Here is a 15,572-nt window from a genome sequence, read left to right as displayed (position 1 = left end):
CCATGAATCATATAGAGACAAGAATACATAACGAGCTTCAGGAACTGGAAAGGTCCGGAGGTTTGAGAAAATTGCCGGACATTATACATGACGGCAAATTTGTGACCATAAAAGACGGCAAATACAGTAGTCCTATGCTTAATCTGTCGTCAAACGACTATCTGGGTATAGCATCCGAAAAAGAAATACAGGAAGATTTCCTGACAAAATGCAGAATTGAAGATATTCCGTTCACTTCTTCTTCCTCAAGGCTTCTTTCAGGTAATTATCAGATTTATCAGGAAACGGAAAACCTGATAGCAAAGAAGTTTGAGAGAGAGTCTTCACTCCTCTTCGGAAGCGGGTATCAGATGAATACTGGGATATTGCCTGCCGTAACAGATAAAAACACACTTGTTCTGGCAGACAAACTGGTTCATGCCAGCATAATAGACGGAATCAGACTCACAGGCTCCCAATGCATAAGATTCAGGCATCAGGACTATGAACAGCTGGAAATGCTTGTAAAAAAATATTACAATTCTTACAGTAGCATTATTATAGTTACAGAAAGTATCTTCAGTATGGATGGAGATGTGGCTGACTTAAAGCTGTTAAGCGAAATAAAGAGGAAATACCCTATCGTAATGCTTTACGTAGACGAGGCCCATGGCATAGGTGTAAGAGGAGAAAAAGGGCTCGGTGTGGCCGAAGAACAAGGCTGCATAAACAATATAGACTTTCTTTGCGGCACTTTAGGTAAGGCTCTTGCTTCTGCAGGTGCTTATGTGGTATGTTCGTCTGATGTAAGGAAATATCTGATAAACAAGATGCGTCCGTTTATATTTACAACAGCATTGCCTCCTGTCAATATTGCCTGGACCAGATATATATTCAGTCGCCTGGAGGAATGGAATGACAGAAGAAAACATCTGTCACTCATATCGCGTATGGTCAAAGATAAAATCATGTCCATGGGAATAGACTGTATTTCGGACAGTCACATCATTCCTTTTATGCTCGGAAGCAATGAAAAGGCCATAGCGGCTTCAGAGCTGATGCAGAAGGAAGGATATTATGTCCTGCCTATACGTCAACCCACAGTACCTGCCGGTTCGGAAAGACTGAGATTTTCGCTTACTGCAGCTGTTACTGAGGATGAAATCAATCGTCTGAACGAAAAAATAGAAATCATAATACAAAGTATATGAAACAAGTATTCATAAAGAAAGAAAATAATCCTGAACTTATATTGTTCTTTGCCGGATGGGGCTCTGATGAGAACCTCTTCAACAGAGATATCAATGAGGGATACGACTATATGCTGTGCTTTGACTACAGCAATCTTGAATTCGACTATACATCAGTCATGCAATATAAAGGTATTACTGTATTAGCATGGTCAATGGGTGTATGGGTTGCCACAGATATTCTTTCAAGGGAAGAAGCCTGTCATCTGAAAATAAGACAAAAGACGGCTTTCAATGGAACCACTAATCCAATAAACGATACTTATGGCATTCCTGTAGAAATCTTCAAAGGCACAATGGAAAATTTCTCCGAAAAGACTCTAACAAGATTCAGAAGAAGAATATGTGGAAGCACGGATAATACAAAAGAATTCCTTTCACACATGCCATATCGTGACATAGAGAGCCTTAAACAAGAACTTTTGAGTTTATGGAATATGGTTCACGAGGATGAGAAGGAAAAATCACTGAAATGGGATATGGCTATAATAGGTATGTCTGACAAGATATTTCCGCCGGAAAACCAGATTGCATCGTGGAAAGATACAGAAACACAGGTTGTAACCCTAGAAGATATGGAACATTATTGCTCTGAGTTTTTCAATCACTTTCTTCTGAATCCCGAAAAATCAAATTTTTACCAATATGAATAATTACATTGATAAAGATCTGGTCAGACAACGTTTCTCAAAGGCAAGATATACTTACTCTGACAATGCTGTAATACAAAGACACATTGCCGAGCAAATGAACAACATTATAAAGAGATTCGCCCCACAAACAAGGAAAAATAATGTACTGGAAATAGGCTGTGGGACAGGACTGTTCACACGTATTTTCCTTAAGGAGAATGCTGTAGAGAAACTTATAATGAACGATATATGTGAGGAGATGGAGTATCAGATACATGAACTGTTGAATGAAAACAGCAGTTTCTTGCCCGGTGATGCTGAAAGTATAGATTTGCCAGAGAATCAGGATATGATTATTTCATGTTCTGCCATCCAATGGTTTGAAAATCCTATAGACTTCCTGAACGGATGCAGAAAAAAGCTTACAGATTCCGGTATTCTTGCAATAAGTACATTTGCTCCGGATAATTTCAGGGAAATAGCTTCGGTCAATTCCTCAATGTTAAGATACATTGATGTGGAAACTATCCGAGATGCTCTGACAGAACACTACGATATAATATACTCTGGAGAAGAAAAAATATGTCTGTATTTCAACTCTCCTGAGGATGTCTTGAGGCATCTCAAAAAAACAGGCGTGAATGGCATTAAGAAAGAAAAATGGACACGAAAGGAACTGAACAGTTTTATCACCAGATATAAGGAACTGTTCTCGACTGAGAATGACATGGTAACACTGACATATAATCCTATATACATAATCTGTAAAAAGAAAAATCATGAAAAAGAATAACATTTATTTTGTAAGCGGTATAGACACCAATATAGGCAAGAGTTATGCAACCGGATTCTTGGCTAAGTTATGGAATACTAAAGGTATCAGAACTATTACCCAGAAGTTCATACAGACCGGCAATACTGATATGTCGGAAGACATAGAACTGCACAGGAAAATAATGTGTACTGGACTCCTTGAAGAGGACTTGAACGGACTGACCATGCCCGAAATATTCACATACCCATGTTCTCCGCATCTGGCTGCAGAGATTGACAAAAGAGAAATTGACTTTGACAAAATAGAGAAGGCTACAAATACTCTGAGCGAAAAATACGATGCTGTCCTTGTGGAAGGTGCAGGCGGACTGATGGTGCCACTCACACGAGAGTTATTGACTATTGACTATATCGCAAAGAAAAATTATATGCTGGTATTTGTAGCTTCAGGCAGATTGGGTAGCATTAACCACATACTGCTGAGTCTGGAAGCTATCAAAAAAAAAGGAATTAAACTACACACATTTATCTATAATCTATATCCTGAATGTGACGACAAAATAATAAGAGAAGATACCAAGGACTACATAAAGAAAATTATTTCAAAAGAGTTTCCTGAAGCTGATTTTCTGGAAGTTCCGGAAATCTCAATCCCATAATCTTATTATATCAGTGTCTCCCCAATAAAAATGAGTAAAACTTGCTATTACATTTTTATATCTTAACAGAGGAGTGCCAGAATCCACTCCTCTGGTATTCTCTATAATTACTTTTGAGACAACTGAATCATAATTATCCATATCAGCACTTTCAAGTGACAAATAGCGTGACTCATATCCTTTAAATTTAGCGGTATCAAGTGGAAGCATCCTATATCCGGAAATAACACCAGACTTGTTTACGAAACAGTGTATAGGCAAAGCCCCACTCATTTCGTATGGTGTACCTCCATCTCTAGCAGTAAAAGTTTGGGCCAATAGCAATACAGCTCCCCCCTCTGCCAAAATTTTACCTCCATTCTCTGCATAAGATTTAAGATAATGCAAAAATTCTTTTCTCCTGTATAGTTGTCGTGCAAAAAGTTCTGGAAAACCTCCGGGGAAATATATCAGATCAGCCTCCGGAAGTTCCTTAGCATATAACGGGCTGAAAAACATAATATTTCCCAAAGATGATAATTTATCAAGATTCTCCTTATACAAAAAATTAAATGCACTATCTTTTGCAATAGCTATGCGAAATCTTTTTTCCGAGATAACAAGTTCCGTTTCAGTTTCCTCTAAATCTGATGTATAAGGAAGTGTATATTTACACGGAAATATACGTGTACACATCTTTATAATACGATCAATATCCACATTCTGTTCTACGTATTCAGAAACTTTTTCTGCCACTCCCTCTATCTCCGAACGGACAGACTGAGTAAGGGCACTATGTCTCTGGGGGAGCTTAAGATTCTCGTCGTAAGGTATATAACCAAGGCTATTTAAACCTGCATCATTACAGGCATCTTTAAGGTATGAGAAATGTGTAGGCGAAGAAACATGAGTAAATACCACTCCAACAATTTTAACCTGCGGACGGAATAACTTATAACCATAAAGCATTGGAGCGACAGAATAGGCGGCAGAACGGGCATTGACAACCAATATTACTGGAACCGAAAGTAATTGTGACATCTCAGCACTGCTACCCTGCATCCTTTTGTAACCATCGAACAATGCAGAATTGCCTTCTATCATACATACATCTGCCTTCTCACCATACTTATTATACACATATTGCAAATGAGTACGTCCCGCAAACCAGGAATCAAGATTTACAGAGTCGACTCCAGAAGATATGGCATGCAACTGAGTATCCATAAATCCGGGACCACACTTGTATGGCTGAACCTTTATTCCACGTTTCTTCAAGGCACGAAGCAGACCTAAAGCGAAAACTGTCTTTCCGCTTCCTGATGTGGCTCCTCCTATAAGAAATTGTGGTTTCATTTTGTTATTACAGTCTTTAAAATGCGGATACAAAAGTACAAAAAATATTCTTTCAGCATAGTATTGAATGATATCTATGCCTACAAAATCATAGTAGAAATAGTTTTTTAGAGCTATTTTTTGTAATTTCGCACAACTTTTCCAAAAATGGGAAAAGCTGAAACACAAAATACGAATTAACAATATGAATATAAAGTTTTTAAGCCTTGCAAGTGGAAGTAGCGGAAACTGTTATTACCTGAGCAACGGCAATACTTCTATTCTCATCGATGGTGGATTGGGAATACGTACCGTAAAGAAAATTTTCAAGGATCACTGTCTGAATCTGGGTGACGTGAAGGCTGTATTCGTAACACACGATCATGCAGACCACATAAAAGCAGTAGGACATCTTGCAGGAAAACATAATATCCCGGTATATGCGACAGCCGAGGTACATGAAGGCATTAAAAGAAGTTATTGCATGACCGAAAAGTTGGCAGACAGTATGAAAAGATTTATCAGCAAAGGAGAGACTGTTCAGCTGGATGATCTGGAAATTACATGTTTTGAGGTTCCTCACGACTCGACTGACAATGTCGGATATAGCATAAAGATTTGCGACAAGATATTTACGTTCATAACTGACATAGGACGCATCACTCCTACTGTAGCTAAGTTTGTAAGCATTTCTGACTATCTGGTAATGGAAGCGAACTACGATAAGACTATGCTTGACACTGGTCCTTATCCTACTCACCTGAAGGAAAGAATTGCAAGCGGCAACGGACATTTATGTAACAAGGAACTGGCAGAGTTTATTTCATGTAATTTCCCTTCACGACTGAAATACCTGTGGCTATGCCATTTAAGCAAAGACAACAATCATCCCGAGCTGGCTTTGAAAACTGTAGAAACCGCTTTAAAATCAAAAGATATAATTGTTGGCAGGGATTTGGAAGTAGTTCCTTTAAGAAGAATGTCACCTACAGGAATATTTGAACTGTAAATGTCTCAGGAACGTACCTTAGAAAGGAAATCCGATATAAGAGGCAGCATTTTCTCCGGTTCAGACAATCCGTCGCACAAAGTCTCGACAGGGCATCGTCCTGTCCCGTCACGATTAATAATATAATCTGTCTCTATATCAAAATGGGTAATTACTCCGGCACTGCGCAATAATGCTAATGCCGGAGTACTTATTATATGTGTATGAAGTCTTGAAACTTTCCCCAAAACCATAAGTGCAGCAGCTCCCTTCCCTACTACCTTATCGGCTATTGAAGCCCTTTCAAGTAATGCAGGCTCGGTCATAAGTACATCATACAAATCTGCTACACCTCTGCGTGAGAACGTCCGCATCTCAGCGCCATTGCCTATGACGCACGACCAGCCGCCTTTCTGCAACTCGTCTTTCAATGACGACATCTCACCATCCCAAGATTGAATCATAACTTATTTTGCTTTAATGACTCTACAAAACTGTCTATACGATGCAACTCACGAGGAATATTTATATCCTGAGGACAATGCTCTATACACTGTTTGCAGCCTATGCAATGGCTTGCCTGTCTCAGTTTCGGAACACTTCTGTCGTAACCTACAAGATATGCCCTGCGTGCCTTGTCATAGTTCTCGTCCTTACTTGACTTCGGTACATTACCTTCGTTGACACATTTGTTGTAGTGAACCAATATGGCAGGAATATCTATACCGTACGGACATGGCATACAGTATTTGCAGTCATTGCAAGGCACTGTAGGATATTTCTTTATAAGCTGTGCTGTCTCTTCAAGGAATTCCTTGTCCTCATCAGTAAGACGGACTAATGGAGAGTATGTACGGATATTGTCCTGCAAATGTTCCATATATGTCATACCGCTCAGGACAGTAAGCACCTTATCCCAAGTCCCGGCAAATCGGAAAGCCCAAGACGCGACACTGTCCGAAGGACGTTGCTGCTTGAATCTGTCAACAATATGCTGAGGTACATTCGACAATCGTCCTCCCAAAAGCGGTTCCATTATAATAGCCTGAATGTTACGTTTTTCAAGCTCCGCATACAGATATTCGGCATTTACATTACGGCCTGATGCATGGCGCCAGTCAACATAATTCAACTGTATCTGCACAAAATCCCAATGTACCTTATCATGCATGGCTAGCACCTCATCGAACACATCCTGTGTACCATGGAACGAAAATCCCAAATTGCGAATTCTTCCGGCCTTTCTTTCTTCTATCAGATAATCAAGCATCCCATTATCAATATATCTGGCACGGAAAGTCTTCATTCCTCCATTACCGATAGAATGAAGCAGATAATAGTCGATATAATCCACCTGAAGTTCCTCGAACGACCTCTTATACATCTTTATGGAATTTTCACGCGTGTAATTAGAAAAATTAGACAGTTTAGTAGCGACATAGAACTTATCCCTCGGATGACGTTTGAGAGCTATACCAGTCGATTTTTCCGACCATCCCTGTACATAAACCGGAGACGTGTCATAATAGTTCACACCATGAGCCATTGCATAGTCGATAAGTTCATTTACGGCATCCTGGTCTATGACATTACCGTCACCAGCAGGAGAAGGAAGTGTAGGCCAGCGCATACAGCCATATCCTAACAATGAAACCTTGTCACCACGTTCGGATGTACGATATGTCATCTTATCCACAGGAACCGGTGATGTAGGGCCTGAAGAGACATTTTCATCAGATTTACCTTTTCCACATCCATAAAACAGTCCGCTAACCGTAGCTGTACTTATCCCTACTATCTTTATAAAATCCCTTCGATTTATATTTTTCTTTTCCATACTACAATCTTAATTATTAAATCATTCTATGGCGTTCATGGCCTTCTACATAGATTGCGCTGAAAGGACGTGACGGACAAAGGTTCTCGCACGCTCCACAACCTATACATCTTTCAACATTAACCGACGGTATTCTAGGTGAAGTTTTATCACCCTTTTTGCTGTGTATCATCTTGATGGCAGCTGTAGGACAATGACGCTCACAGTTACCACATTCCACTCCATCTCTAATCGCTACACAATTCTCCATAATAAATACAGCATGCCCTATCTGCGTGGAAGCCTTGTCAGCAAGTGAAATAAGATTTATTGCACCTGTAGGACATACCTCGGAACACTTGGTACACTCCGGGCGACAATAACCTTTCTCATACGACATTTCAGGCTGCATGAGTCGCATCAAATCAGTTGAAGGACGCAGCACCTGATTAGGACATACAGAAACACATAACTGACATCCGGTACACTGCTTGGCAAAACTGTTCTTGCTCAATGCTCCGGGAGGAAGTATCGGAGTATTCCTATGAGGAACTTTCTTATCTATGATTTCTGCCAATCCTCCGTCAACCTTCATCTCCTGAGCCTTCAACGCACTTCCTGCTGTAATCACAGCGGCAGTAGTAAGAAATGCCCTTCTGGATTTATCTGTTTCCGTATGACTTGTTTTCTTCACCTCGTTTTCTTTATTCTTTCGGAAACGCGATACATAATGTATAGCATCATGCTTACATGAATCAAGACAATTCATACATGCCACACAACGAGTATAATCTATGTTATGATTTTTAATGTCAATACATGACGACTTACACTGACGTGCACAAAGACGACAGTTTTTACACTTATCTTTATCTATCTCTATTCTGAAAATAGAGAATCGTGAGATAAATCCCAATATTGTACCTACAGGACAGATAGTATTGCAGTAAGTACGCCCGTTACGCCATGCCAGAATAAATATTACAATAAAAGTAACTATTGCTATAATAAACGTAGGAAGGCTCTTTACCCAAACCTCTGTTGAATAAAAAGCATAACTATCAGCACGCTCTGCAAAATATGCCAGAATATTATTACCAAACTGCCATATAGGAGCAAACATATTTGAAGCTATCCTTCCGTATGAGCTGTATGGTGACAGCAAAGCTACCACCGAACCTGCTCCAAGAAAAAATGCGGCGATAAATATTGCCAGAACTACATATCTCAGATAAAAGAGTGCCGGCGAATAGGTAAACCGATTTTTCTTATTCTTGCGCATTCCGCCAAAACGGGAGAAAACATCCTGCATAACTCCAAGAGGACATATAACGGAACAATATACACGTCCCAAAATAAGTGTAAGCAGGAATAAGAAAACCAATACAACTGTATTTACAGCAAATAAAGCCGGCATAAACTGAATTTTTGCCATCCAACCCAACCAGGCATGCACAGTCCCGGTAAAGTCAAGGAACAATAGTGTTATACATAGGAAAAACACCAATGCTAGAATCTGTCTAACTTTTCTCAACATAATACAATAATGTCATTTATATACATTCACACAAAAGTAGAAAAAAATAAGAATATTTTTGAAGAATAAAGCCAGCAATATGTAAGCTAAAGGTTCTAATTAGAATGATTATAGATAATCTGTTTCCAATCCATACAGTTTGAATAATCGTTTTTTTTTATGATATTTGCCTATAAATATTAAAAATCCAATCTTATGAAGAAAAGAAACATCTTTATATATGCTTTATTGTGTCTGCTCACAAGCTGTGGTTCTGTTCCACTGACCGGCAGAAAACAATTATTGCTTGTCTCTGATTCAGAAGTTCTGTCATCAAGCCTTACACAATACAATGATTATATCAAGACTGCCAAGAAATCAACGTCTTCATCGCAAACAGCTATGGTCAAACGTGTAGGCCAAAGAATAGCCACAGCCACAGAGGAGTACCTCAGACAGGCCGGTATGACAGGTGAAATCAAGAACTTTTCCTGGGAATTCAATCTTGTAGCCGACAAGCAGGTCAACGCTTTCTGCATGCCGGGTGGAAAAATTGTAGTTTACGAAGGGCTTATGAAGCTCGTAGCATCTGACGATGAGCTGGCAGTTGTGATAGGTCATGAAGTGGCACATGCTGTAGCCAAACACAGCAATGAAAGAATGAGCCAACAAATAGCGGCACAATATGGCTCACAAATTCTTTCTGCCGCATTATCAGAAAAAAGTGTAATGTTACAGAACATAGCAGGAACAGTTTACGGCATTGGAGCTCAATATGGAGTAATGTTGCCATTCTCTAGAACACACGAATTGGAAGCAGACTACATGGGACTTATACTGATGACAATTGCCGGATATAATCCTGAGGTAGCTGTCAACTTCTGGCAAAAGATGTCGGCAGGTTCTGGAGGAAATATTCCAGAATTTATGAGTACACATCCCAGCGATGCTCACCGAATATCTGAAATAAAAAAGATATTGCCAGAAATTATGAAATATAAAACGACAAAGCATTAAAGATAAAACAACAAGACATTTTATCTCAAACGACAGAGCATCTCGCAAAGGGATATTTTTTTACAACTCTAAGTTACTCCAGCAATATAGAAAACGAATAAAAAAATCCGCTATGGCATTGTCAAAGCGGATTTTTTATTCATCAACTAATTACTATTATCTGTCCTTTCTCCAAAGTCTAGTCATATCCTCAAGAGTCTTTCCTTTGGTTTCAGGTACTATTCTCCAAACAAATATAGCAGCAACCACACAGATGACTCCATATAAACCATACACAAACATGTGACCGAATTTAACCCCCATATCACCTGCACTCATGTTATACATAGGTAGGAATGTAGAAGAAACGATAAAATTGAATATCCATTGAAATGCTACAGCTATCGCTACAGCTCCACCACGTATCGTATTAGGGAAAATTTCTGCAATAAGTACCCAGCATATAGGTCCCCAACTGAACATGAACGAAGCACTGTATATCATGATACTGACAACAGGAACAATAGCAGGAAGACCTGTAACCGCATTACTTAATGCCACACCAAGTGCTCCTATTGCCATACCTATAGATCCCCAAATAAGAAGAGGCTTTCTTCCAAGACGTTCAACTGTGAATATGGCAAACAGAGTAAACAATATGTTTACAACACCCATAAATACTGTCTGAACCATTGGATTACTCATACCCATACTTTCAAATATACGAGGCGCGAAATACAACACTGCGTTGATACCTACTGCCTGCTGGAACACACTGAGCATAATACCTACAAAAATCACAGTCCAACCATACGTAAACAACTTTTCTGTCTTTTCTTCAGCAGTAGCCTTGATTTCTTGAAGTATTATTTCTGCCTGACTCATACCATTAATTCTGCTAAGTACCGATAATGCTTTCTCATCTTTACCAACCATTGCAAGATATCTCGGTGTTTCAGGAACAAGCAATACCAACAATGTAAATAGTCCAGCCGGAACAGCCTCGCTAACAAACATCAATCTCCAACCTGTCTCGATTGCCCATACCGACTCTCCGGGGTTAATAATCTGATTGACACCATCAACGGCTTTGATTACTGGATTTATATTATCCCCCAAAATGAGGAAATTAACAAAATACACTACCAGCTGACCAAATATGATTGCAAACTGGTTCCATGAAACCAATGTACCACGAATATTGCTTGGAGCAATCTCCGCTATATACATAGGACAGATAGCCGAAGCCAGACCAACACCAACTCCCCCTAAGATACGATAAAAATTAAAGGCAAGCAATAAAGAATAAGTAGGTTTTCCATAATCGAAGAAAAGGAATTCAGGCCAGTATGAGCCTAAAGCTGAAAGGAAGAACATAACGCCTGCCATGAACAATGAATTCTTACGTCCAAACCTTGAAGCAAATAAACCTGATATGGCACTACCAATGATACAACCTATAAGCGCACTGGATGAAGTAATGCCATGCCAGGCATCGGTATATGTAAAATCACCTGCCCCCATAAAGAATGCTTGAAGTCCTTTCTCTGCTCCGGAAATAACAGCAGTGTCATATCCAAATAAAAGCCCTCCCAAAACTGCAACCAGGACTATGGAAAAAAGATAGGCTTTACTGCCTTTTTCTGTATTATTCATAATAACAAGATTTTATAAATTAAGAAAAGGAAAAGAAGTCGGCACACCACTGCCTTAAGTCAAATATCGCCAACAGCAATGCGCCAACAAGATTCTGATTATTCCTCAATCAGATATTAGCAATACATATTTACAATAGCTTCATAAAGTTCCTGCTTACCACTTGTCTGTTTTGGTTCGCCGTTAGACTTAGCGTATGCAACAACATCTTCAAGAGTAAGTTTTCCTTCCTCAAATTCTTTACCCTTACCACTGTCGAATGAAGCGTATCTGTCTGCAAGCATCTTCTTGTATGGAGATTCTTCAAGCAAGCGAGCTGCATTTTCAAGAGCACGAGCCATAGCATCCATACCAGCGATGTGAGCGATGAAAATATCTTCAAGGTCTGTAGAGTTACGACGAGTCTTCGCATCAAAGTTAGTACCACCGTTTCCAAGACCACCGCCACGGATAATCTGCATCATAGCCTGGATAAGTTCATAATTGTCGATTGGGAACTGGTCTGTATCCCAGCCGTTCTGATAGTCACCGCGGTTAGCATCAATAGAACCTAGCATACCGTTGTCAACTGCTACTGCAAGTTCATGTTCAAATGTGTGACCTGCAAGAGTAGCATGGTTTACTTCGATATTAACTTTGAAATCTTTGTCAAGATTATGAGCTTTCAAAAAGCCGATAACAGTTTCGGTGTCAACATCATACTGATGTTTAGTAGGTTCCATTGGCTTTGGTTCTACCAAGAAAGTACCTGTAAAGCCTTTTGAACGGGCATAATCGCGGGCAATGGTCAACATCTGAGCCAAATGTTCTTTTTCACGTTTCTGGTCTGTATTTAGAAGTGACATATAACCTTCACGTCCACCCCAGAATACATAGTTCATACCACCAAGTTCGATAGTAGCATCAATAGCGTTCTTAATCTGAACAGCAGCACGAGCTACAACATCGAAATCCGGATTTGTAGCGGCACCATTCATGTAACGTGCGTGTCCGAATACGTTTGCAGTACCCCACAACAATTTGATTCCGGTTTCAGCCTGTTTCTGTTTAGCGTATGCCACTACTTCTTTCAGATTTGCTTCATATTCTTCAATTGTTTCTGCTTCATCACAAAGGTCTACATCGTGGAAACAGTAGTATTCGATACCTATTTTCTGCATAAATTCAAAACCGGCATCAATCTTATCTTTTGCAGCCTGAATTTTATCCTGACTAGTCTTCCATGGAAATTGTTTTGTACCAACTCCAAACTGATCTGCACCTTCAGCACAAAGTGTGTGCCACCATGCCATAGAGAATTTCAACCAGTCTTTCATTTTCTTACCCATAATTACCTTTTCAGGATCATAGTAACGGAAAGCCATAGGATTTTTGCTTTCTACACCTTCAAACTTGATTTTTCCAATACCAGGGAAGTACTCTTTTGTTGCCATAATATTCAATATTTATAAAGTTAATATTTAAATTGAAATTTATTTCGTTCTATTTAATTATTCAGATTTTCTCAAGATATTCCACCCAACGTCCGTATGCTTCAGCGTATGCGGCGGCATCCTGTACCTTAGGCTCTATCACCTGAAGTTTTTCGAGTGTTGCAAATGCTTCGTTATTATCAGTATAGATACCAACTCCCATACCGGCACCTTTGGCTGCACCTACAGAACCGTCAGTATCATACAATTCAATTGTAGCGCCTGTCACTCCAGCCAATGTCTCACGGAATATAGGGCTGAGGAACATATTGGCATGTCCTGCATGGATTTTCTGTACATCCATACCCATGCCCTTCATAATATCTATACCATATTTGAAAGAGAACACAATTCCTTCTTGAGCTGCACGTATAATATGGCTGCGTGTATGAAGATTAAAGTTTACACCATTGATAGAGCATCCTGTTTCCTTGTTCTGAAGCATACGTTCAGCGCCATTACCGAAAGGTAATATACTAACACCACCCGATCCTATAGGAACCTGGGCTGCCAGGTTATTCATCTCTGCGTATGAAACTCCTTCAGGAACAACAGTACGCTTAATCCATGAGTTCAAGATACCTGTACCGTTGATACACAGCAACACACCAAGACGAGTCTGTTCTTCTGTATGGTTGACATGAGCGAAAGTGTTTACTCTTGATTTAGGATCGTAGTTCACTTTACCGTTTACGCCATATACAACTCCTGAAGTACCTGCTGTAGATGCTATCTCACCAGGATTGAATACATTCAGTGACAATGCATTGTTAGGTTGGTCTCCGGCACGATATGTAACAGGAATACCTTCTTTCAGTCCCAATTCCTGTGCTGCAGCTGCAGTCACTCTGCCCTGTTCTGAGAAAGTTGGTTTGATGTCTGCAATGATTGACTTGTCGAAGCCGTAATAATCCATAAGTAAGTCGGCCACACGGTTGTTCTTGAAATCCCAGAACATTCCTTCTGACAATCCTGATACTGTAGTACAAATCTCTCCTGTCAGTCGCATTGCGATGTAATCGCCCGGAAGCATTATCTTATATATCTTCTCGAATATTTCCGGTTCGTTTTCTTTTATCCATGCAAGCTTGGATGCAGTAAAGTTACCTGGAGAGTTCAGCAAATGAGACAGACATCTCTCCTCGCCTATTGTTTCGAATGCCTTTTGTCCGTATGGAACAGCTCTTGAGTCGCACCATATAATAGCAGGACGAAGAACATTGTGATTTTTATCTACACATACAAGTCCGTGCATCTGATAAGAAATACCAATCGCCTTGATATCTTCAGCCTTAACTCCGGACTCTGACATTATTGCCTTAGTGGAAAGTTTGAGGTTTTCCCACCAGTTTGCAGGTTCCTGTTCTGCCCATCCCTGTCTAACTGCTATAATAGCAGCTTCTGTTTTAGGATAAAAAGCAGAAGCTACACACTTACCGGTAACGGCATTTACCAGACTCGCCTTGACTGACGAGCTACCAATATCATATCCTAATAAATACATGTTATTATGGTTTTAGATTATCTTCTTGTTTTATTATATATTTTCTTGTCAAATCTGTAATATCTTGCTGCCCTGTGTGAGACTCCTTGCTGGAATTCATCCATAGGAATAACGTATTCCATCATCATAATCTTTTTATGGAAGTTCCTGACATCAATCTGTTTTCCATACAGTACTTCGTAAAGAACCCTCAACTGCAAAGCCGTGAATTTTCTTGGCAACAAGTCAAACAAACAGGAAGGATTGAATTCCACATACTGACGTATAAACTTCATGGCTTCTTCTATTATAAGATTATGGTCGAATGCCAGGTCTTTTACTTCATTCAACGGAACCCATTCTGCCTGATAGTCTTCCAGGTTTTTATTCAATGCCCTGTCTATCTTCACAAGGGAAAGATATGCTATAGTAACAATCCTTTCTACCTTCGCCTTTTCTGCTCTTTCAAGCCATCTAACATCTTTTGGATTCTTTGTTCTGTCTTTAGAGCCGAATGCCTTGAACTGCATAAGATTTACGTTTTTCAGTCCGGTAAGTTCATTCAACACTCTTAATGCAGCACCATCAAGATCCTCATCCATATATATAAGACTACCGGGCAATTTCATATCATGGAAAACTTCGCCACTATCCTCGCCTATTCGCCTGAGAAGAAGGACTCTAAGCTGTTCACCATCGAACCCCACAACAACGCAGTCAACAGAAATATGATTGTTGGCCAAAGGCATTTTATGTTCCATATCAATTATAAGTTTTTTTGTTTCCGAATACAAATAAAAGATATTTTTCTTTATTAAACAAGAAATAAATAACAAAAATAATCGTCATTATATATCTAATTATCAGATAAATACATATCATAAATACTACAATATCACACCACAACCTTTTCGTATAACACACAATATGTATTTTACTGAAACATTCACTCATGGCAACCAATATCTGGAATTACATGAAATTATTTATTTTACAGGAATTTACATTATAAATACAGATAGATTTCAATATAGAGT

The 15,572-nt window shown here is 39.4% G+C and carries 14 protein-coding genes; 6 read left to right on the top strand and 8 right to left on the bottom strand.

Translation table 11 applies throughout. The features are described 5' to 3' along the window. Nucleotides 1-2 precede the first annotated feature (2 nt). The 4 genes from Q0486_RS06575 to bioD are packed head-to-tail and all read left to right on the top strand — an operon-like array spanning nucleotide 3 to nucleotide 3,294. A complete protein-coding gene (locus Q0486_RS06575) occupies nucleotides 3-1,190 on the top strand; it encodes an 8-amino-7-oxononanoate synthase (RefSeq protein ID WP_299231385.1) in 1,188 nt (395 codons plus the stop codon). Beyond that, nucleotides 1,187-1,882, top strand: coding sequence for a pimeloyl-ACP methyl esterase BioG family protein (locus Q0486_RS06570; protein ID WP_299231383.1), 696 nt, complete (start codon nucleotides 1,187-1,189; stop codon nucleotides 1,880-1,882). Before Q0486_RS06575 ends, Q0486_RS06570 begins: the two co-directional genes overlap by 4 nt. Beyond that, nucleotides 1,875-2,654, top strand: coding sequence for a malonyl-ACP O-methyltransferase BioC (gene bioC, locus Q0486_RS06565; RefSeq protein ID WP_299231381.1), 780 nt, complete (start codon nucleotides 1,875-1,877; stop codon nucleotides 2,652-2,654). Before Q0486_RS06570 ends, bioC begins: the two co-directional genes overlap by 8 nt. Then, nucleotides 2,641-3,294 (top strand): dethiobiotin synthase, encoded by a 654-nt coding sequence (bioD, locus tag Q0486_RS06560; protein WP_299231379.1) that lies wholly within the window; start codon nucleotides 2,641-2,643, stop codon nucleotides 3,292-3,294. Before bioC ends, bioD begins: the two co-directional genes overlap by 14 nt. Here bioD and Q0486_RS06555 read toward each other — a convergent pair. After that, nucleotides 3,283-4,629, bottom strand: coding sequence for a cobyrinate a,c-diamide synthase (locus Q0486_RS06555; protein ID WP_299231377.1), 1,347 nt, complete (start codon nucleotides 4,627-4,629; stop codon nucleotides 3,283-3,285). The genes bioD and Q0486_RS06555 overlap by 12 nt on opposite strands. Before the next feature lie 184 nt (nucleotides 4,630-4,813). On the opposite strand from Q0486_RS06555, the gene Q0486_RS06550 reads away from it, so the two are divergent. Beyond that, nucleotides 4,814-5,617, top strand: a complete 804-nt coding sequence (locus tag Q0486_RS06550) for an MBL fold metallo-hydrolase (RefSeq protein WP_299231375.1) — start codon at nucleotides 4,814-4,816, stop codon at nucleotides 5,615-5,617. 5 nt (nucleotides 5,618-5,622) lie between these two features. Here the strand turns inward: Q0486_RS06550 and Q0486_RS06545 are convergent, their stop codons facing one another. Genes Q0486_RS06545 through Q0486_RS06535 form a run of 3 tightly spaced genes read right to left on the bottom strand, consistent with a single transcriptional unit; the run spans nucleotide 5,623 to nucleotide 8,949 of the window. Further along, nucleotides 5,623-6,060, bottom strand: a complete 438-nt coding sequence (locus Q0486_RS06545; protein WP_299231372.1) for a DUF1893 domain-containing protein — start codon at nucleotides 6,058-6,060, stop codon at nucleotides 5,623-5,625. Beyond that, a complete protein-coding gene (locus Q0486_RS06540; RefSeq protein WP_299231369.1) occupies nucleotides 6,057-7,433 on the bottom strand; it encodes an aldo/keto reductase in 1,377 nt (458 codons plus the stop codon). The genes Q0486_RS06545 and Q0486_RS06540 overlap by 4 nt, the downstream gene beginning before the upstream one ends. A 16-nt stretch (nucleotides 7,434-7,449) precedes the next feature. Continuing rightward, nucleotides 7,450-8,949 (bottom strand): 4Fe-4S binding protein, encoded by a 1,500-nt coding sequence (locus Q0486_RS06535; RefSeq protein ID WP_299231367.1) that lies wholly within the window; start codon nucleotides 8,947-8,949, stop codon nucleotides 7,450-7,452. Between the two features lie 195 nt (nucleotides 8,950-9,144). On the opposite strand from Q0486_RS06535, the gene Q0486_RS06530 reads away from it, so the two are divergent. Then, the gene (locus Q0486_RS06530; protein ID WP_299231365.1) at nucleotides 9,145-9,945 is read left to right on the top strand and encodes a M48 family metallopeptidase; all 801 of its coding nucleotides are present in this window, start codon (nucleotides 9,145-9,147) and stop codon (nucleotides 9,943-9,945) included. 156 nt (nucleotides 9,946-10,101) lie between these two features. On the opposite strand, the gene xylE is transcribed toward Q0486_RS06530, so the two are convergent. The 4 genes from xylE to Q0486_RS06510 all read right to left on the bottom strand — a co-directional run bounded on the left by xylE (nucleotide 10,102) and on the right by Q0486_RS06510 (nucleotide 15,305). Then, nucleotides 10,102-11,580, bottom strand: coding sequence for a D-xylose transporter XylE (gene xylE / locus Q0486_RS06525; protein ID WP_299231363.1), 1,479 nt, complete (start codon nucleotides 11,578-11,580; stop codon nucleotides 10,102-10,104). A gap of 116 nt (nucleotides 11,581-11,696) precedes the next feature. Beyond that, complete coding sequence (gene xylA, locus Q0486_RS06520) at nucleotides 11,697-13,013, bottom strand: xylose isomerase (protein ID WP_299231361.1); 1,317 nt, start codon at nucleotides 13,011-13,013, stop codon at nucleotides 11,697-11,699. 61 nt (nucleotides 13,014-13,074) lie between these two features. Next, complete coding sequence (locus tag Q0486_RS06515) at nucleotides 13,075-14,556, bottom strand: FGGY-family carbohydrate kinase (protein ID WP_299231359.1); 1,482 nt, start codon at nucleotides 14,554-14,556, stop codon at nucleotides 13,075-13,077. Nucleotides 14,557-14,573: 17 nt separating this feature from the next. Next, on the bottom strand, nucleotides 14,574-15,305 hold the full coding sequence (locus Q0486_RS06510) for an NUDIX domain-containing protein (protein WP_299231817.1): 732 nt from the start codon (nucleotides 15,303-15,305) through the stop codon (nucleotides 14,574-14,576). Between the last annotated feature and the right edge of the window lie 267 nt (nucleotides 15,306-15,572).

Origin of the sequence: uncultured Bacteroides sp. (genome assembly GCF_937912035.1) — a bacterium.
In the GTDB taxonomy this organism is placed as follows: domain Bacteria; phylum Bacteroidota; class Bacteroidia; order Bacteroidales; family Bacteroidaceae; genus Phocaeicola.
The sequence above is the reverse complement of the archived record's forward strand: the minus strand, read 5'-3'. Positions and strand labels throughout refer to the sequence as shown.

What these genes read in the sequence shown, in the direction of transcription:
- Q0486_RS06575 (WP_299231385.1), top strand. Translation starts at nt 3, where the DNA reads ATGAATCATATAGAGACAAGAATACATAACGAGCTTCAGGAACTGGAA.
- Q0486_RS06570 (WP_299231383.1), top strand. Translation starts at nt 1,187, where the DNA reads ATGAAACAAGTATTCATAAAGAAAGAAAATAATCCTGAACTTATATTG.
- bioC (WP_299231381.1), top strand. Translation starts at nt 1,875, where the DNA reads ATGAATAATTACATTGATAAAGATCTGGTCAGACAACGTTTCTCAAAG.
- bioD (WP_299231379.1), top strand. Translation starts at nt 2,641, where the DNA reads ATGAAAAAGAATAACATTTATTTTGTAAGCGGTATAGACACCAATATA.
- Q0486_RS06555 (WP_299231377.1), bottom strand. Translation starts at nt 4,629, where the DNA reads ATGAAACCACAATTTCTTATAGGAGGAGCCACATCAGGAAGCGGAAAG.
- Q0486_RS06550 (WP_299231375.1), top strand. Translation starts at nt 4,814, where the DNA reads ATGAATATAAAGTTTTTAAGCCTTGCAAGTGGAAGTAGCGGAAACTGT.
- Q0486_RS06545 (WP_299231372.1), bottom strand. Translation starts at nt 6,060, where the DNA reads ATGATTCAATCTTGGGATGGTGAGATGTCGTCATTGAAAGACGAGTTG.
- Q0486_RS06540 (WP_299231369.1), bottom strand. Translation starts at nt 7,433, where the DNA reads ATGGAAAAGAAAAATATAAATCGAAGGGATTTTATAAAGATAGTAGGG.
- Q0486_RS06535 (WP_299231367.1), bottom strand. Translation starts at nt 8,949, where the DNA reads ATGTTGAGAAAAGTTAGACAGATTCTAGCATTGGTGTTTTTCCTATGT.
- Q0486_RS06530 (WP_299231365.1), top strand. Translation starts at nt 9,145, where the DNA reads ATGAAGAAAAGAAACATCTTTATATATGCTTTATTGTGTCTGCTCACA.
- xylE (WP_299231363.1), bottom strand. Translation starts at nt 11,580, where the DNA reads ATGAATAATACAGAAAAAGGCAGTAAAGCCTATCTTTTTTCCATAGTC.
- xylA (WP_299231361.1), bottom strand. Translation starts at nt 13,013, where the DNA reads ATGGCAACAAAAGAGTACTTCCCTGGTATTGGAAAAATCAAGTTTGAA.
- Q0486_RS06515 (WP_299231359.1), bottom strand. Translation starts at nt 14,556, where the DNA reads ATGTATTTATTAGGATATGATATTGGTAGCTCGTCAGTCAAGGCGAGT.